Annotated in this window: 14 protein-coding genes; 2 read left to right on the top strand and 12 right to left on the bottom strand. The window is 66.5% G+C overall.

Annotated features, from left to right (window positions below):
• The first annotated feature begins 46 nt into the window (after positions 1-46).
• Entirely contained in the window at positions 47-1,210 is a 1,164-nt protein-coding gene (locus tag ACFQXB_RS19275) for an acyl-CoA dehydrogenase family protein (RefSeq protein ID WP_377406851.1), read from the top strand.
• Between the two features lie 37 nt (positions 1,211-1,247).
• Positions 1,248-2,948, top strand: a complete 1,701-nt coding sequence (locus tag ACFQXB_RS19270; RefSeq protein WP_377406850.1) for a hypothetical protein — start codon at positions 1,248-1,250, stop codon at positions 2,946-2,948.
• Between the two features lie 147 nt (positions 2,949-3,095).
• Here the strand turns inward: ACFQXB_RS19270 and ACFQXB_RS19265 are convergent, their stop codons facing one another.
• The 12 genes from ACFQXB_RS19265 to ACFQXB_RS19210 all read right to left on the bottom strand — a co-directional run bounded on the left by ACFQXB_RS19265 (position 3,096) and on the right by ACFQXB_RS19210 (position 17,375).
• Positions 3,096-4,055, bottom strand: coding sequence for a Bug family tripartite tricarboxylate transporter substrate binding protein (locus tag ACFQXB_RS19265; protein WP_377406849.1), 960 nt, complete (start codon positions 4,053-4,055; stop codon positions 3,096-3,098).
• Between the two features lie 141 nt (positions 4,056-4,196).
• On the bottom strand, positions 4,197-5,714 hold the full coding sequence (locus ACFQXB_RS19260; protein ID WP_377406848.1) for a tripartite tricarboxylate transporter permease: 1,518 nt from the start codon (positions 5,712-5,714) through the stop codon (positions 4,197-4,199).
• Entirely contained in the window at positions 5,714-6,157 is a 444-nt protein-coding gene (locus ACFQXB_RS19255; protein WP_377406847.1) for a tripartite tricarboxylate transporter TctB family protein, read from the bottom strand. The genes ACFQXB_RS19260 and ACFQXB_RS19255 overlap by 1 nt, the downstream gene beginning before the upstream one ends.
• 436 nt (positions 6,158-6,593) lie before the next feature.
• Complete coding sequence (locus ACFQXB_RS19250) at positions 6,594-7,670, bottom strand: DUF2793 domain-containing protein (RefSeq protein WP_377406846.1); 1,077 nt, start codon at positions 7,668-7,670, stop codon at positions 6,594-6,596.
• Positions 7,671-7,680: 10 nt separating this feature from the next.
• Positions 7,681-11,646: a baseplate multidomain protein megatron gene (locus tag ACFQXB_RS19245; RefSeq protein ID WP_377406845.1), complete on the bottom strand. Its 3,966-nt coding sequence runs from the start codon at positions 11,644-11,646 to the stop codon at positions 7,681-7,683.
• A gap of 9 nt (positions 11,647-11,655) precedes the next feature.
• Positions 11,656-12,090, bottom strand: a complete 435-nt coding sequence (locus ACFQXB_RS19240; protein ID WP_377406844.1) for an NlpC/P60 family protein — start codon at positions 12,088-12,090, stop codon at positions 11,656-11,658.
• Positions 12,087-12,971, bottom strand: coding sequence for a DUF2163 domain-containing protein (locus ACFQXB_RS19235; RefSeq protein WP_377406843.1), 885 nt, complete (start codon positions 12,969-12,971; stop codon positions 12,087-12,089). The genes ACFQXB_RS19240 and ACFQXB_RS19235 overlap by 4 nt, the downstream gene beginning before the upstream one ends.
• Positions 12,968-13,594 (bottom strand): phage distal tail protein, Rcc01695 family, encoded by a 627-nt coding sequence (locus ACFQXB_RS19230; RefSeq protein ID WP_377406842.1) that lies wholly within the window; start codon positions 13,592-13,594, stop codon positions 12,968-12,970. The genes ACFQXB_RS19235 and ACFQXB_RS19230 overlap by 4 nt, the downstream gene beginning before the upstream one ends.
• On the bottom strand, positions 13,594-15,759 hold the full coding sequence (locus tag ACFQXB_RS19225) for a phage tail tape measure C-terminal domain-containing protein (protein WP_377406841.1): 2,166 nt from the start codon (positions 15,757-15,759) through the stop codon (positions 13,594-13,596). The genes ACFQXB_RS19230 and ACFQXB_RS19225 overlap by 1 nt, the downstream gene beginning before the upstream one ends.
• On the bottom strand, positions 15,752-15,895 hold the full coding sequence (locus tag ACFQXB_RS19220) for a DUF7697 family protein (protein WP_165093516.1): 144 nt from the start codon (positions 15,893-15,895) through the stop codon (positions 15,752-15,754). Before ACFQXB_RS19220 ends, ACFQXB_RS19225 begins: the two co-directional genes overlap by 8 nt.
• Positions 15,896-15,978: 83 nt before the next feature.
• Positions 15,979-16,434: a hypothetical protein gene (locus tag ACFQXB_RS19215; protein ID WP_377406840.1), complete on the bottom strand. Its 456-nt coding sequence runs from the start codon at positions 16,432-16,434 to the stop codon at positions 15,979-15,981.
• Entirely contained in the window at positions 16,434-17,375 is a 942-nt protein-coding gene (locus ACFQXB_RS19210) for a phage tail tube protein (protein ID WP_377406839.1), read from the bottom strand. The genes ACFQXB_RS19215 and ACFQXB_RS19210 overlap by 1 nt, the downstream gene beginning before the upstream one ends.
• Positions 17,376-17,492: the final 117 nt, after the last annotated feature.

The following is a 17,492-nucleotide window of genomic DNA, read 5'->3' as shown; positions in this document are numbered from 1 at the left end:
GCGGGCGGTCCCTTCGGCGGAGCCCGCAATCCACCAGGAGCATCAAATGGACTTCGAGCTAAGCCAGGAACAGAAGGAGATGGTCGCAACCGTACGCGCCGTCACCCAAGAGCGGATCAAGCCGCGCGCGATGAAGTATCTCGACGGCACTTTCCCTTGGGAGAACCTGAAGGATCTCGCCGACATCGGCATCACCGGCATGGCAATTCCGGAAGAGTACGGCGGGCTGGGTCTGAGCGTTCTCGATACCGCCCTGGTGGTCGAGGAGGTTGCCAAGGGTTGCTACACCACCGCGATGTCCTTGATGCCGCAACTCGGCGTACAGACCCGAATCCTGGCGCAATACGCACCCGAGGACATCAAGCGCCGGACCTTCGATGGCGTCATCAGGGGCGAGTATGTCCTCTCGGTCTGCATGACCGAGCCCCACGCCGGCACCGACGTCGCCGCCATCCGGACGAACGCTGAGATCAAGGACGACCGCGTCGTCATCAATGGCACCAAGACGCTGATCTCCAAGGTCGACGAGGCGCAGCTCTTCGTCGTCTTCACCCGGGTCAACAAGGTTCCCGGCCGCGAGGGCATCGGCTGCGTCCTGATTGAGCGTGACACGCCCGGGATGATGCGCACCGGCCGCTTCCACACGATGGGCGGCGAGTACCTCTACGAAGTCAGCTTCGAGAACGTGGAGGTGCCGCTCGAGAACCTCGTGATCAAGGGCGACGGCCTCAAGAAGCTGATGAACGCCTTCAACACCCAGCGGTGCCTCAATCCTTCGATTTCGCTGGGGCTTGCGGAAGGTGCCTTCGAGGAGTCGGTGAACTACTGTCGGGACCGCACGGCGTTCAATCGACCGATCGGCAACTTCCAAGGCATGCGCTGGAAGCTGGCGGAGATGTATCGGGACATCGAAGTTGGCAGGTCGATGCTCTACCGGGCTGCCGCATCGGCGAACCCTTATCCGAATCCGCAGCTCGCGGCGCTTGCAAAGATGTATTGCAACGAGATGGCGATTCGCGTGACTTCCGAAGCGATTCAGGTTCACGGCGGCTACGGATTTACGGATGAGTACCCGGTCTCGCGCTTCTATCGCGGTGCACGGTACGGGACGCTTGGCGGTGGTACCACCGAGACCCTGAAGGAGCTGGTGGGCAAGAAGATCATGGCGGACTTCCCGCATGATGGTTTTCTGGGAACAGGGATGTTCTGACCCTTGACTCGCCCCGACAGTGAGGCTGTCTGAAGCAATGGCGGCCGCGGAAGGTCCATGGAATCCGGGGCTGACGTCGACCATTCCCGACCGCCTGATGCCACGCGCGACGCTTTTCGACCCGCGGAACGGTTCGCTCGGCTGGGAAGATGCGCGCGGTCTTTCGGAGGTAGTTGGTCTTCCGCCGCAGTTGCTGGCGACCTTCAAGCCAAGTCGGCTGGTGCTGCACCACCTTCTGATCCGGGTAACGGGCGGATTGCACGTGCCCGACGGCCCCAGCTATTCCGACCTCGGGATCAACCTGCGCAACATGGTTACCGCGATCGATTCCGGCTACGTTGCCCCGGCCCTCGACGCCATCGCGGCCGCCCATGCGCGGCTATGCCGAGAGGCCGAAGCGATAATCACGGGCGAGCTGCGCGACATTGTGCTGGCCCGCTCCGCTGGTCGCGCGCAGCGCAGTCGGCTTCTGGAGTGGTTGGTCGGAAAATCGTCAGAACGCCCCGGAAGGTCGCGTAACGAGCAAGCGGTCGATTACGCCGGCCGCTGGTCCGGCGAGGACACGGCCGACGATCTGCACTCGCAGTGCCGCCACGCGCTCGCCCGCACTCTGGGCGCAATCCTGTCCCGGCGCGGCGCGCTTCTGGTCGACGAGGACATCATCATCCGGGTGGCGACGAACCTTGTCGCCAATTCGGCCGGCTCCGATCTTGTCGGCCGCCTCGTCGCGCCTCTCTTCGATCAGGGCGCCGCGGCGCTCGGCTATCACCGCCTGCCCCCACAAGACGATCCGGTGGTGCTGAACACCAAGGGAGCCTCGGCGGCGGGCAAGAGCTCGATCCGCCCCCAACAGCGCCGGATCGCTAAAAATCTGGGTCTAGACTGGAGAGACTTCGCAATTATAAGTCCTGACTACTGGCGAAAGAAACTAATAGACTATTTTAGCCTTGGGAAAGATTGCAAGTATGCCGCCATGCTTACGGGGCAGGAGCTCGAGATCATCGACCAGAAGCTCGACAGGTTGCTGGCCGAGAACGCAGCAAGAGGCGATTTTCCGCACCTGCTGGTGGACCGTTTTCGCTTCGATAGCTTTCAGTCGGATCCGCGGCACCAGAGCGCGGGCAAGTTGCTGGCCCGGTTCGGCTCGCGCGTCTACCTGTTCTTCTTAGTGACCCCGCCCCAGGAAACCGTCGTCCGAGCTTGGAGGCGGGGGCTTGAAACTGGTCGCTTCAAGGCTGTCGACGATCTGCTGTTCCACAATATTGAGGCGTACTCAGGCATGCCGGGATTGTTCTTCTATTGGGCACTAAGGAGGCGGAAATCCGTGCACTACGAGTTTCTCGACAACTCGGTCGCCCGCGGGCAGACGCCGCGAACGATTGCGTTCGGCCGAGACGGAAGGCTGGTCATCCAGGACATCCGGACATTCTGCGACATCGAGCGGTTCCGCCACGTCAATGTGGAGGCATCGGATGAGACGCAGGTGATCGCGCGGCAGCCGTCGGACTATGAGGCCATGGCCTTTGTGCGTCGCTGCTGCACAACGCTCGACCGCGTCGACTTCGTGTTGCGGGGCACCGACAGGATCTACGCAACAGCTAAGACTGGGAAGATCGTCGTCGATCCGGGGCTGGTGCCGCCGGAGCTATGTGTGGACGCCCTCGGCGACGTGACCCTAGCCGCCGCGACGCTAGGAGCCCTTGAGGCCGGCGCCCGCGCCGATACGATCGGCGCATGACGCTGACGGGGCGCGCGAAGCGAGTTCTGTTGGCAGCCGTAAGGCTCCTCTTTGCAGGCTCCGCGCTATATCAATAAACGAGTCTGCGCCATGAAATGAGCCGCCGGCGAGCTGCCGGCGACCGTTTCGGTACGGTGGAAGAACAGGTCATTCGGCCTGGATGTTGTGCTGCTCAGCCAGCTCCCGCCACATAGCAACCTCGCTGTGCACGCGATTAGTGAATTCCTCCACGCTCATGGGGCTAGGAGCGGCTCCTTGCTGCTCGAGAAACGCCGCAGCCTCAGGGGATCCCATCACCTCGTTGATGGCACCGTTGATCTCCTCGATGATCTCGTCCGGAGTACCCCCGGGAGCGAAAACGCCCCACCAGATGTCGAAAACTGCATCCTCGTATCCCTCTTCCACGATGGTGGGAACGTCTGGGAGAGCCTGCGAGCGGTTCGCACTGGTGACGACGAGCGGCTTTGCATTGCCGGCCTCGACGGTGGAGAGCACCTGCGGCACGGACCCGACGTAGAGCCCGAGGCGGCCTCCCGCTATATCCAGTAGTGCATCAGTGCCACCTGGATAGTGCACCGGCTCCATCTCGACGTCGGCGACACTACTCAGCAGCGCCGCAGCGAAGTGCGTGGAGCTGCCAACGCCGGTGGTCCCATAGAAGACCGTTTCGTTCCTGGCCTTCTCGAACAGCTCCTCGATCGTGTCCACCTCCATGTGATTGCCCGTCACCACAACGAACTGGCCGAGCGCGCCCATGCCCACCGGCTGCAGATCCTCCACGGGATCGAAGGGCAGGTCGGGCTGGGTCACGGCGTTTGTGGTGTAAGTGCCGGAAACGAAAAGCAGGGTGTGGCCGTCCGGCTCCGACCGGGCAACGTAGGCGGCACCAATTGACGAACCCGCTCCGGGTCTGTTCTCGACGATCACAGGGTTTTCCCAGTGCCTGGAGAGGCCGTCCGCAAGATATCGGCCGATCGTGTCATTAGACCCACCCGGAGTGAACGGGATCACGACGTGGACCGTGTCGGACGGAAAATTTTGCGCTGACACGGCCCCTGGGACCGCCAGTGCTATTGTCGCAAGTGCGAGCTTATAGGTAGCCTTCATTGGGTCTCCTCCCTGAGATTGCGCCGAAGAACATGCCATCCGTAACTTGATGGTCGGCAGCCTCCAGCCAGCACCTGCTCCTGCAGGCAACGAGTACGGTTCGGCGATTTCTCTGATGTGACGTCGACCAGCCTCCTCTTGTCATCCTGGAGGATTCCTGACGAGCGCGCTTGCTCGAGCCTTCGCTCTGAACGCTTGCCAGACGGTCCAGAGAAGCAGAAGCAGGGTCAACCCGAGCAAGGTGCCCGTGATAGGTTGTTGGATTATACGCAGGAAATCACCCTCAGCGAGCACCATTGCACGCTTGAAGTTCTCCTCGACCATCGGCCCGAGGATGAACCCAATCAAGATAGGGGCCAGCTCAAAGCGTAGGAGGCGGAGCACGTATCCCATGAGCCCGAACAGCAGCACCAGGGACACGTCGAACACGCTGGTCCGGATGGTATATACGCCAATGCAGATAAAGCAGAGGACGGCCGGGTAGAGAATGCCGTAGGGGACCTTCAGCAGCCGGACCCACAAGCCGATCAACGGAATGTTCAGGATTAGCAGCAGCACGTTGCCGATCCAGAAGCTCGCCGCAAAGCCCCAAAAGATCTCGGGCTCGTTGTTCATCAATTGCGGTCCGGGCGTTATGCCGTGGATCAGCAGCGCCCCCATCATCACGGCCATGGTGGCGCTGCCGGGAATGCCTAGGGTAAGCGTGGGGATAAAGGCTGCTTGCACCGCTGCATTATTTGCGGACTCAGGCGAGGTGATGCCCTCGATCGCACCCTTGCCGAAACGCGAGGGATCCTTTGCGAGGCGCTTCTCCACCGCATAGCCGATGAAGGTCGCAATGCTTGGGCCGGTGCCCGGCAGGGCGCCGAAGAACAAGCCTATCCCCGCCCCGCGAGCGATCGGCATTCCGGAGCGCAAGGTTTCATCGCGCGTAGGGATCATGGAGCGGAGGGTCACCTTCTGAATGAACCCTCGGCGCGATGCGCCCGTGATCGAAAGCATGATCTCAGACACCCCAAATAGGCCCATTGCGAGGGCAATCATGCTGATGCCGTCCCAAAGCTCCATATATCCTAGGGTGAACCGTGGTACGCCGCTTTGAATGTCCGGCCCGATGCTGCCCAGAAGCACACCCAGCACCACCATCGCCAATCCCTTGGCAGGTGCATCCTGCGTTACCGTAGCGGCCGCCACGAGGCCGAGCAACAAGATCGCGAAGTACTCCCCGGCGCCGAACGCCAGCGCCCATTGCACGATAAGCGGCGCGAAGGCGTAGAGGGCGAGGATGCCGATCGTTCCCCCGAGGAAAGAAGCGATGGTTGTCGAAAAGAGCGCGACACCGGCTCTTCCCTGCTGCGTCATGGGGTAACCGTCGATGCAGGTGACGGCATTAGACGGCGTTCCAGGGAGATTCAGCAGGATCGAGGCGGTGGAGCCGCCGTATTCCGCTCCGTAATAAACCCCTGCAAGCATCACCAGCGCTGTGGTGGGATCGAGGTAGTAGCTGAGAGGCAGGAGCATGGAGACAGCGGCAAGTGAACCTATCCCCGGCAGCACCCCAAAGAAGGTCCCGAGGAGCACTCCAAAGAAGCAGTAGATCAAGTTTGTCGGATCGAGCGCCGTCTCGAAGCCCAGTAGGATGTTCGACCAGATGTCCATCAGAACCTCAAGCGGAAGTCGGGAATCGGCAGGCCGAGAAGCAGGATGAAGAGCACCCAGCAGATCAAGGAGATCGTTGCGGCGGTTATAAGCATGAGGGGCCAGCGGGCCTGCCTGTCGCCTAGCATTGCCGTGATACTGACGACGAAGGTGGCGGCAACGAGCCCAACGCGGGGCAACAGTAACGCGAACGCGGCAATCGCTCCAAGAACGGCAATGACAACCCGAGGATCAACGCGCGGTAGTTCGGAAGAGCGATTGACGCCTGAGATTAGGATCAGGGCGCCAAGCGTCATCTCAATGAGGCCGAGCCAGTACGGAATGAATCCCGGCCCCATCCTTTGCATTGTACCCATCCGGTACTCCTGCGCGCCAAGGAAGAAGTAGGTGCCCACTCCGAGGATGAGTAAGCCCGACAACAGTTCGGTCCGATCTAGCCTCATTACCGTTCCCCGCATTGCTCAAAATGCTGATCGGGCACCTTCCGTCACACCTTAGCCGAGGATTCTCCGACGGTAACTTCCAATATTTCTTGCAGTGTAACGTCAGTCGAAACCCGCCGGATGTCTCGATCAGCGGCGGGTGCATTGGCCATGGTAGCTAGCAGCCGGTCCATCCGCGAGGAAGTTACGAGACCGGCGAAGCCCTGTCAAATGAATTATATGATTTCGCCTGGGGGTCCCGGCAACCGGTTGCTCCGGGTCTGCGTCGGCCAGCGCACGCGCGAGATGGACCCGGTTCGGTGATGAGGCGATAAAGCGCTACGCGCGCCTGTCCCAGGCACCGGCTTCTCCCGCCACTCGCCATGTAGGCAGAGTTACGCGCGCCCAGCGTGCGACTAGGTCAATCCCTGAAATAGCCGCCCTTCTCCACCGCGCGCTATCCGACCTTGCAGCCCCAGAAGGACGTGTGGTCGGCGGCGAAATACCCGTCCGCGACCCGGAAATATCCCTGCAGCTCCACGGTATCGCCCGCGGTGAGCGGCACCATGGTCTGCAGCCAGATCGCGGTGGCGAGCGAGACGTGGGTGGCGGAGATTTCGCCGAGGGAGCCGCGGATTTCCGTCGTGCCGTTCAGGACCAGCCGCCCGCGCATCCGCGCCGTGGCGCTGGCGTTGATCTTGTAGAGCAGCGTTGCGCCGAGGAGGTAGGTGCCGTCCACGGGCGCCACGAAGTGGTTGTTCACGGTGTCGAAGGCCCCCTGGTCGTTGTAGTCGGTGTTGTTAAGGCCGATCGTCGTCCAGGTTCCGATGCCCACGTAGTTGTCGTAGTTCGTGTACGCCTTGAACCGTGGGAGCCGGGGCTGATCGACGATGCCGTTCGCGTTGTCGACGCTGAGCCCGTCGAAGAAGGTGCTGCCGTCGGCGGAGACCGCTAGGCGGAAGCGGTCGGAACCGAACAGCCCCACCAGCGCCTTGGTGACGAAGCCGGTCTGCAGGGTCAGGCCGAGGTCGTCTCCGGCGGCCTCCTTGTTCATGGTATAGAACAGATCGCCGGTGCCGCCCTCGGCGACGGTCTTCGCCGTCCAGAGCGCGGCGTTCAGCTTGGCCGAGAACGGGTTCGACGCATCCGCGGTGGTCCCGAGCCCCAGCAGTGCGAGGTTCTGCAGCGCGTCCGGCGTGGTCCCGACCCAGCCTGCGCCGTCGTAGATCAGCAGCAGGTCCTCGTCCTCGACCCATGCCCGCCAGCCGTTGCGCGGCGGCAGTCGGAGCCAGGCACCATCGGTCCAGAGCGCGACGTTCAGGTCCCAGCCTGCCCAGTCGCCCGTTGCGCCGGAGGCGACGATGTATCGGTCGCCGTCGGCGGGGCTTCCGGGTGGCGCGGTCAGGTCCCGGTCGAGGACGGAGAGCTGCACGAGTCCGTCGAGGATCCTCAGCGCCTCGTTGTGGGTGACGTGCTTCTGGGCCTGCGCCGCCAGGATGTAGGGCAGCAGGAGGTGGGTCGTGGCGTCGGACATCGGATGGCCTTCAGAACGTGAGCGTGACGGTTTTCGGCGCGCCCCGCCCGACGAGGGCGGAGAGCTGGAAGATGCGGATGTCGAGTGTGCCGCCGGGGCCGAGCAGCGCGCCCCAGTCGGCGGTCTGCTGAGCGGCGGTGTAAACTGCGCTGGTCGTGGACGCGCTCAACACGCGCTTCACAGTAGGACCGTCGAGGATCTCCACCTCGTAGGCTTCCAGTTCCTCGGTCAGAGGCACCTCGAGCCCGCCCCAGCTGTCGGCCGCGAGTGCCCGGGACCGGCGCGTCCAGCGGATGGTGAGATCGCCGGGCGAGCGCGGCGCGCGCCATGGCTGCTGGACATGCGCGACGGAGAACGGCCGCAGCCCGACGCCCACCGGCATGAAGGCCTGCGCCACATAGGTCTCGTCGCTGACTGGGCGGCTCGCCGGACCGGTGCGCCAGTTCCACGGAAGCCCGAGATCGGCCTCGGCGATCGGCAGCGATGCGAGGCTGTCATCGAGCACAACGACGCGCGCGCCGGCGGGCGCCGGATTGCCCATGGCGCCCTCAGTGCCGCGCTGTCCGCGCAGGAGCCGGGTCAGCCGATACCGACCGGGCGCCAGCAGCTCCGCCGCGCCCGCCTGCACGATTTCCCAGGTGCCGGGCGCGCTCTCGATGGCCAGCGCGTTCGCCCCGCCGAACAGGGTCAGGTCGGTGACGCTCTCCAGCGTCCCGGTCAGCAGATCGACGACCAGCGCATTGCCGAGATCAAAGCGCGACGTCGGCCCCGCGTAGAGGTCCGAGACCAGCGTCCCGATCCGGGCGCGACTGCCGAAGGTGGTCAGCAACTCGAAGCCATCGGTCGAGGGGCTGCGGAACACGGCCATCTCGCCCGGCCAGGGAAGAGCGTGTGCCGCCACAAACGGTCGATGCGCCGGCTGGTCCTCGGTCAGCTGCGGCAGGTCCAGCGGCACCGCATCCGGCGCGCCGAACACCACGGCCCGCGTCAGCGATGCCGCGCGCGGATCGCCGGGCGGCAGGTCATAGGTCGCCCGGTCCTGGCGGACCGCCTCGATCCCGCGCGCCTCGGCGTCGGCGATGGAGACAAGCCGCAGATCGACCAGCCGCCCGTCATGGGCGAGCTGGATCGCGTCGGCCGGATCGAGGGCGAGGCGCGAGGGCGGCAGACGGAACGCCGCCGTCTCGCGCCCCACCCACGCCTCCATCAACGCGCGGCGGCAGCGCCTCTCGGCTTCCTCGGGCGGCACGGCCATGGGGAAGGACTCGGACGCGATGCGCGTGGTGTCCACGGTGATGCGCCGCGCCTCGACGAGGGCCGCGTCGTAATCTTCGTCGGCACGGGCGACCTGCCATTTCAGCGCCTGCGGAAGTTCCGTCTCCTGGCCGCGCGTCAGTTCCAGCACGTCGCTTTCGCGGGGTGCCACCAGATCGTCGGGCGCGAGGGTGGCGACGGAGGCCCGGCCGCGCATGACGAACCGGATCACGCCCTCGGTCTCCACGGCATCGAAGCCGAAATGGCGCGACAGCGTGGTGATCGAAGCGCGCGGGCTTTCCAGCGCGGTGATGGCGTAGCCTTCGACCGCGCCCCAGAGCCCGGTGACGTCGATGCGATCCTCGGGCAGCCCGGCGCGCAGGCAAAGATGCCGAACCAGCGCGGCCAGCGACACCGCCCCGAGCCGCCCCGTCAGCCAGTGCCCGAGCCGCCAGTTCGCCCCGTCCGTCCAGACGTCGGTCAGCGCCGGAAAGAACGGATACGGCCGCGCGTCCCAGGTCCAGGCGGCGCATTCCGGGACATGAACCATCCGGTCGCCATAGACTGAGGACACCGGATTGTTCGCAGCCTCGCCCCACCAGAGATAGCTCGCCTCGAGATAGGCGCGCTGGATGGCGTCGTCGCGCCAGCCCCGCGAGAAATGCGGCGTGAAGCTCTCCGACGACTTTGGGTCGAAGAACACGTTGGGCTGGTTGGTGCCCCGGTCGATGGCGGGACAACCCAGCTCGGTGAACCAGATCGGCTTGGACTCGGCCGCCCAAGCCGTCGGCGTCCCGCTCTCCACCCCGCCCGGGCGGTCATAGTGCGCGTTCGACCACCAGGCGCGCAGATCCTTGTAGCGGAAGACCCACGGCTTGCCCGCCGCGCCGTCTGTGATCGCGGTCCGCACCTGCGCGGTTCGGTCGGCCGCGCTGGCATAGAACCAGTCGAAGCCTTCGCCGCCCGCGATGTTCCCCTGCAGGTAGGGCCGGTCGTAGATCGCGGGCCAGCCCTCGGCCGCGTCGAGATGCTCGAAGCCGTCCCGCCAGTCCGACAGTGGCATGTAGTTGTCGATCCCAACGAAATCGATCTCCGGATCGGCCCAGAGCGGGTCGAGGTGAAAGAACACGTCGCCGCTTCCATCGACCGGCTGATGCCCGAAATACTCCGACCAGTCGGCAGCATAGCCGATCTTCGTCCCCGACCCGAGGATCGAGCGCACATCGCCGAGCAGGTCTCGGTAGGCCTGCACCGCCGGATAGGTGGATGCGCCCGAGCGGATGGTGGTCAGCCCCGGCATCTCGGTCCCGATCAGGAAGGCGTCCACCCCGCCTGCGGCCGCGCAGAGATGGGCGTAGTGCAGCACCATCCGCCGCAGGCCCCAGTCGCCGGAGGGCCCGGTCCAGGAGACCGACTGACCCGAGACGCTGAAGCTCGCGGGCGTGGCCGCGCCGAACAGCGCCGCGATCTGCGTGGCGGCCGTGGCGGTCTTGTCCACGGTTCCGGCGAAACCTGCGGCAGGCGAACAGGTGATCCGGCCGCGCCAGGGAAAAGCGGGCTGGCCCGTCTCGGCGGCGTTGTCGGAATAGGGGTTCGGTAGCGTGTTGCCGGGCGGCACGTCCATCAGGATGAAAGGATAGAACGTCACGCGCAGCCCGCGCGCCCTCATCTCCTGGATCGCTTGCACCACGGCGAAGTCGGAGGGCGTACCGCCATAGACGGGCCGATCCTGATCGTCGCGGCTGACGAGGAAGGCATTGGCGCGGCTCACGCCGTTGACCGACCAGTTGGCGGGCGTGGTCGACTTGGCCGACACCTCGACGCCGGGCCGCACCTTGCAGGATCCCGCGCGCAGATCGTCGCCGAACCACGCCACGACGAGGCTGACGCTCTCGACGGCAGGCGCCATCGCCTGCAGCCGGTCCAGTGCCACCACCATGTCGGTGGCGTCCGGCAGTGCGTTCAGGTTCTCTACCTGCGTAGCGCCGCCATCTGTCTTGCGGATGGCCTGCGTGGCATAGGTAAACTCGCCCGATGCCGGGATCATCGTGACCGCGCGGGTCAGTCCTTCGGCGGTATCTGCATCGGCGAGCGGCCGGAACACCTCGAACGAGAGCTGCGGCAGGCGGTTGCCATAGCTGGAGAGCGGCAGTTCCTCGAAGACGACATAGGCCGTGCCGCGATAGGCGGGCGTGTTCGCTGCCCCCATCTTCGCCGCGATGAAGGGATCGGCGGTCTGCGCCTCGTCGCCCGGATACCAGCGCCAGGTGACCCCGGAGAGGTCCATCGGCTTGCCGTCGGCCCAGATGCGGCCGATGCCGGTGATCGGCCCCTCGCAGAGCGCGACCGCGAAGCTCCCATAGTAGAGATATTCCGTGGTCCTGACCTTGCCACCTCCGCCCCCCTTGCCGCCGCCCTGCGTGGTGGTCCTGGTCTCCTCGCGGAAATCGGTCGCCCAGATGATGTTGCCGCCCATCCGCATGCGGCCATAGAGGCGCGGGATGACGGCGCCCTCCGTCGAGGAGGTGATGCGCAGCGTGTCGAGACGCGCGCCCTCGATACGCTGGCTGGGCGCGAGTGACGAGATGATCCAGCTGTCGACGACCGAACCGATGCTGGAGCCGATGAAGCCGCCGATCGTCGCGGCGCTGACACCGAGGATCGCGCCGCCGATACTGCCGCCGATAGCGGCGCCGGCGACGCCGAGAACGAGGGTGGCCATGACAGATGCTCAGCGTCGCGGGAACAGGAAGGCGAAGGCGATGCGCCGCCGCCAGACAGAGGTGAGCGGCTCCTCGATCACGCCGAGCCGCTCGTAGGCGTGGAGAAAGGTGGCGGGCCCGGTGAGGATCCCGACATGCTTGGCGATGGCGCGGGGCTTCATGCGGAAGAGGACCAGAGCGCCGGGACCGGCCTCGGCGAGAGGCACCTCGATCATCATGCGCCGCGCGCCTTCGCCCAGCACCTCGCGCGGGCCGGTCTCGCCCCAGTCGCGGCTGTAGGGCGGGATCGGGAACGGCTCCGGACCGACGAGTTCGCGCCAGACGCCGCGGGCGAGGCCGAGGCAGTCGCAGCCGACGCCGCGCAGGCTGGCCTGGTCGTGATAGGGCGTGCCGAGCCAGGATCGCGCCGTCGCGATCACCCTGTCCGGATCGGCCGGGATCACAGCACGCTCCCGTCGTGCCCGCCGTCCTTGGTCGCGTACCGGAGAACGGCATCCTGCCCAGGGATATGCGGAAAGCCTCTGAAGTTGACGGTGTTGGCGAACTTCCTCCCGCAGGTCTCCATGCGCTTGTCGCAGCCCGCGCGGACGATGAAACCGTCACCTCCCGCGATCATTCGTACAGGCGCCTCCAGCAGGGTCAGCACGGCGATGCCGTCCGTGACGTCATGGCCCAGCACCTCGGTGCGCCGTCCTGCGTTCGCGCCGCTCGTAAATTCCAGCGTGCCGAAGGTGAACCAGCCGGACGTGAATGCGCCCAACCCCGAAGCAGTGAAGGCCCGGTCGCGCAGGAGATCGATCACGGCACCCGTCCCCTTGTAGGCGGGGTCCTCCAGATCGACGCCGCAGCGCGCATCGCCGAGCCCGGCATCGCAGGTCGCCTGAAAGGTCCGCCCGACCGTCTGGCCCAGCACATGGGCGAGCGAGCGGACCTCCGCGACGAAGGCGAGCCGCCCGCGCCGGATCTGGCCGATGACGCCCCGGCGCATCAGCACGCGCTGGCCGGTGTCGGCCCAGTTCACCCGCCAGACCTCGACCTCGGCGTTGTCCCAGCGGCCGTCGAGGATGTCGGTCTCGGTGATGCGGTCCGAGGTCAGCACGCCCTCGGCGTCCTGCGCATCGACCGAGAGGTCCGACCCCGAGCGCACCTCGGAGGCGGTCAGCCCGCTCTCCGGCTCGAAATCCGTGCCGTCGAAACTCAGCGTCCGGTCGTGGTCGGTAAAGCCAAAACTCGCGTCATCGGCGCGGGTGATGCGCCAGCACCAGGCGAGCGTCGTCGTGCCCTCGTCGAGATGGGCCTGCAGGGCGGGAGCGAGGGTCTTCATCGGCGCAGTTCCAGAAGCGGAATGGAGGTGATCGAGCCGAGCCGCTCGAGGTCGAGCGTCACGTCGAGCACGTCGGTATCGAAACGAACGGGCACGTCGAACTCGAACCCTGCGGTGATGGAGACGCCAGCGCCCGGCGCGGCGCTGAAGGTGACGACGCCGGTTGTCGTGTCGACGGACCAGCCGGAGGGCTGCTCGACGCCCGACAGTGCGATGCGCACGGTTCCGGTCACTGGTTTGGCAATGGCGCGCGACCAGGATTGCGCGCCCGAGGCGTAGCGCTTGGCCAGCTGGAAGGCGGTCGTCGCGCCGTCGCCGGTGCCGATGACCTGATCGGTGGACGATGGCGAGCCCGAAGGCAGGCAGGACTTGTGGTCGCCCCAGTCCTTGAAGCGGAAGCCATGCAGCCGACCGTTCCGCGCCTCGAAGAACGCGACCACCGCCGCCAGATCGTCGGCTCGGCGGATGCCGTAGGCGACATCGTAGCGGCGGCGGCTGTTCGCCCAGCTGGCGTTGCGCTCCTCGTCGCCCGAAGCGAGCTCGACGATCTGCGTCCGCCGCTCCGGCCCGCCGCGGGCGCCCCGGCTGATATTGTCGGGAAACCGGACCTCGTGAAACGCCATCACATGCCCCTCCGCCCGAGCGAGACCGCACGGGCGATGTCGGCCGCGACCTGCGTGCGGGACTGCCGGAAGCTCTCGGCATCGCGGGCCATGATGGTGACGTTGACGGTGCCGCCCGCGCCGTAGCTCTGCGCCTCGCGCCGCGACAGCACGCGTTCCCCCCGTTGCAGGATCGCCGGAACCTCGTCGTGGCGAAGTCCGGCCACGCCGCCGCCATGCATCCGGGGCGCAGCGGCGAAGGCCATGGCCGGGACCATGCGCGAGGGGCCAGCCGACCCGACCATGCCGCCCGAATGCAGAATGTTGGCGAAGATGCCGCCTGCGCCGCCGAGCGCGCCGGAGAGCGCGTTGGCGATCGGCCCGAGGATGAACCGCCGCGCCGCGAGCCTCGCCAGATCGGCGATCATGGAGGTGACGAGATCGCGGAAGTTCAGCTTGCCGGTCTTCACGAACTCGGCCACCGCGTTCTCGGCGCTGGTGAACGCGCCGACCAGCGCCTGACTGATGTCGGCGCCGATTTCACGCGCCTTGCTCGCGTAGTCGCTGAGGGCCGCCGTGACCGCCTGCCAGCCAGTCAAGGCTTCCTCGGAGCCTGTGGCAGTGTCCGTCCCTGCTTGCCGCCCGGCCGAGCCCGCGCGGCCCGCAGCCGCTTCGGCCTGATCGAGCGCTTCGGTCACGCGCTGCGCGCCAGCCGCAGCCGCATCCAGCGCGCCTTCGGTGTCCTCACTGGCGCCGCGCATCGCGTCCACCAGCTCCGCCATTGCCTCGCGCACGCCGTCGAAGGCCGTGGCCCGCGTCTCGGCCGCGCGCTGGCGGAAGCGCTCGGCCATGATCCCGGCGTTGCTGGCGGCATGATCCAGCATCGACGCGTAGGATTGCGCGCCGAACCAGTCGATCTGGAAATCCGCCCCGATCCGGTCGGCGACGGCGTTGAAGGTCGGGCCGATTATGCCCAGAAACTCGGCCCATTTGCCGGACAGAAACGCCATGAGCCGCGTCCAGATGCTCTCGACGTCGGCCCGCAGCGCGCGGAAGTCGTCGATGAAGGACGACATCGTGGTCTTGATGCCGTCCCAGACGGCGTTGGCCACGTTGCCCATCAGCTCCAGCGCATTGCCGAACCCGCCCGCGCCGGTGACGAGGCGGGAGAACTGGTAGACGAGTTCGCCCGCGCCGACGATCAGCGCGCCTATGCCGGTGCGGATCAGCGCGCCGCGCAGAAGGACGAGCGCGGTGGCGAGCCCGCGCACCGACACGGCCGCGGCGACCAGTCCGGCGACCCAGCGCCCGGCCATCAGGGCTGCGAAGGTGGCGGCATAGGTGGTCAGGCGGCCGATATTGTCGAAGAGCGTGCGGATGGCGATGCCGAGCGGCCCGGTCGTGCGCGCGACTGCCGCCATGGCATTCGCGACCGCTTCCAGCGCCGGGGCAGCGGCGACCGCAAGCTGGTTCGAAAGCCCGCGCCAGATCAGACCTAGGCGCGAAATGGCATCGTTGGTACGCTCGATCTGCCGGGCGTCCTGATCGGATACCACCACCCCGAAATCCCGCACATCCTCTGTCGCCTGCCGCAGCGTCGCCGTGTCGATGCGGGTGAACACCAGAGCCGCCCGGTCGCCGAAGAGCTGCGAGGCGACGGCCGCGCGCTCGGCCTCCGGCACATATTGTCCCAGCGCCTGCTGGATCGCGGCGATGCGTGCGTCGAGCGGCAGGCGCTGCAGGTCCTCGGCCGACAGCCGCAGGCGACGCAGCGCCTCCACCGCCGGGCCGGTCCCGGATGCCGCCTGGCTGAGCCGTCGCGCCAGCTGGACGGTCGCCTGCTCGACCTGACCCATCGACACGCCTGCCAGATCGCCCGCACGCTCGAGCACCTGAATGCTGGCGACGGTGGTGTCGAGGGAGGCTGCGAGCTTGGCCTGCGCATCGACCGTTTGCAGCCCAGAGCGGATCATGGCCACGCCCGCAGCGGTCGCCGCAGCTACGGCGGCAGCAGCTGCGACCCGGACACGCCGCGAGAAGGCGGCGAGCCGAGCGTTCGCCGCTTCCATCTCCCGGCTGAGCCGCCCGAAACCGCGCGACCCAGCTTCGCCCACACCTTCCAGTTCGGCGCGCACCTGCCGTCCACCCACGGCTGCGAGGCGGACGCTGACCCTCTTCTCAGCCATGGGAGTGATCCATCTGTTCGTTGAGCTTGGCCACCATCACCGCCTCGATGACCGGCAACAGTTCGGCCATCGCGAGAGGTGGCACGCCGAGGGCATCACCGAGGGCCAGCGCCGCCGACATGTCCCAGCCGATCACCGCGCCCGGCAACACCCGAAGCTGACCGCCGAGACGGCCGACCAGGTCCCAGACCTGCCAACACTCCGGCGTTTCCGGACGGTTCAGCCGCGCCGGGCAGTCCGGGCAGGCTTGCTCGCGGCCCTTGTAGGGTGGGCAGGTTTGGCAGTATCGGTCGCCCCCGCCGAAGGACCATTCAGCGAGAGCGCGGAGGCGTTTTTTTCCTGTTCCAGCAGCAGGCCCTTCGAGACGTATGTCAGCTGGAAGGCTTCGAAGATCGGCCAGACATCGAGCAGCGCATCGATGGCCTCCGGGCTCGGGTCGATTGAGGTGCCGTCCGCGTCGCCGATGCCCTCCCAGGCGAGCACCGCACGGCGCGCCAGCGCCTTGGCGAAGGCGACCGCACGCTCCTCGTCGGATGCCTCCTCGGGCACGGCCTCCACTACGGGGTCGCTGCGCGTCGCCACCATCAGCGCCGTGGTCAGCGGGCGCAGCTGCACCCGAACACCCGGCACGAGGTCATGCCAGCGCGGGGCATTGGTCAGGTCGAGCGTGAGCATCAATACGTCTCCACGTCATTCACGAGGGTTGCGGTGCACATCCGGCCGACCACGCTGTCGCGCGCCGCCTGCCAGTCGAAGGTGGCCTGAACGCCCTGTGGCCCCGAAATCTCGATGCGCGGGCGCGGCAGGTAGACGGCGTGCACGGTGAATGTGAAGCTCTCGCCAGAGGGCAGAACGTAGGCGAATTCCATCTCGCAGGCCTCGCCGTTGATGGCCTGCGTCACCAGCGTCTGGTCGGCGAAGCGCACCTCGATCCGGCCGGTCAGCGCCGCGATGGACGGGTCGGCGCCGTCGATGCGCCCGTCCGAGCGGATGGTCTCGATGCGGTCGAGGTTGTTGGCGTAGGTGATCTCGGCCGAGACCACGTTGCCGAGCGCCGTCCCGTTCCGGGTGATCGCTCCGTTGAAATGGCCGAAGCGCTTCAGCTCCAGCGCAGCGGGTGTCCCGGCGCTGGTGGTCGCGCCCACCGCCTCGCCCTGCGCCACCAACCGCGCCGTGGCGGTCAGCAGCCCTGATCGCTGCATCTGCCAGGTGATCTGGTCGAGCACGCAGCCGGAATACATCGCGTAGCGCGGGACCTCCGGCATGCCGGTCTCGATCGACATGCTGGGCAGCGTCCAGGATCCCGACTGGAACTCGTGGCTGTACGGGGCCTCTGCGCCCGTGGTCGTGGGTGTCCCGAACGCCGCCTTCAGCCAGAACCCGAAGGCCTCGGCGTCGAGCGGCACCACGACATCGCCATCGACGGTCACCGCATCCTTGATCGGCGCCAGAGGATCGCGGCCGTACCCCAGCAGCTCCGAGTTTAGCAGCGGTTGCTCCGCGCCGAGCGACGTGCTGGCGAAGGGCATGCGGGTGAAGCCGCTGGCGGGCGGCGTTCCATAGGTCGTCTCGAACGCAAGCGCCATCAGCGCCCGCGCCCCCTGGGCTCGTGCCATGGTGTTCTCCTCGGGTTGTCGGGATCAGCCGAGATGGGGTGGTTGCCGCCCCCTCTCGACGGCATCGCAATGTGCCAGATTGGTGGTGTTTACAGCCACGAAGCAGAAAGGACGGCA

Source organism: Halodurantibacterium daqingense (assembly GCF_042666235.1).
Taxonomy (GTDB): domain Bacteria; phylum Pseudomonadota; class Alphaproteobacteria; order Rhodobacterales; family Rhodobacteraceae; genus Halodurantibacterium; species Halodurantibacterium daqingensis.
This window is presented reverse-complemented; position numbering and strand designations above follow the sequence as displayed.

What these genes read in the sequence shown, in the direction of transcription:
- ACFQXB_RS19250 (WP_377406846.1), bottom strand. Translation starts at nt 7,670, where the DNA reads ATGTCCGACGCCACGACCCACCTCCTGCTGCCCTACATCCTGGCGGCG.
- ACFQXB_RS19265 (WP_377406849.1), bottom strand. Translation starts at nt 4,055, where the DNA reads ATGAAGGCTACCTATAAGCTCGCACTTGCGACAATAGCACTGGCGGTC.
- ACFQXB_RS19225 (WP_377406841.1), bottom strand. Translation starts at nt 15,759, where the DNA reads ATGGCTGAGAAGAGGGTCAGCGTCCGCCTCGCAGCCGTGGGTGGACGG.
- ACFQXB_RS19275 (WP_377406851.1), top strand. Translation starts at nt 47, where the DNA reads ATGGACTTCGAGCTAAGCCAGGAACAGAAGGAGATGGTCGCAACCGTA.
- ACFQXB_RS19255 (WP_377406847.1), bottom strand. Translation starts at nt 6,157, where the DNA reads ATGAGGCTAGATCGGACCGAACTGTTGTCGGGCTTACTCATCCTCGGA.
- ACFQXB_RS19210 (WP_377406839.1), bottom strand. Translation starts at nt 17,375, where the DNA reads ATGGCACGAGCCCAGGGGGCGCGGGCGCTGATGGCGCTTGCGTTCGAG.
- ACFQXB_RS19235 (WP_377406843.1), bottom strand. Translation starts at nt 12,971, where the DNA reads ATGAAGACCCTCGCTCCCGCCCTGCAGGCCCATCTCGACGAGGGCACG.
- ACFQXB_RS19230 (WP_377406842.1), bottom strand. Translation starts at nt 13,594, where the DNA reads ATGGCGTTTCACGAGGTCCGGTTTCCCGACAATATCAGCCGGGGCGCC.
- ACFQXB_RS19215 (WP_377406840.1), bottom strand. Translation starts at nt 16,434, where the DNA reads ATGCTCACGCTCGACCTGACCAATGCCCCGCGCTGGCATGACCTCGTG.
- ACFQXB_RS19245 (WP_377406845.1), bottom strand. Translation starts at nt 11,646, where the DNA reads ATGGCCACCCTCGTTCTCGGCGTCGCCGGCGCCGCTATCGGCGGCAGT.
- ACFQXB_RS19270 (WP_377406850.1), top strand. Translation starts at nt 1,248, where the DNA reads ATGGCGGCCGCGGAAGGTCCATGGAATCCGGGGCTGACGTCGACCATT.
- ACFQXB_RS19260 (WP_377406848.1), bottom strand. Translation starts at nt 5,714, where the DNA reads ATGGACATCTGGTCGAACATCCTACTGGGCTTCGAGACGGCGCTCGAT.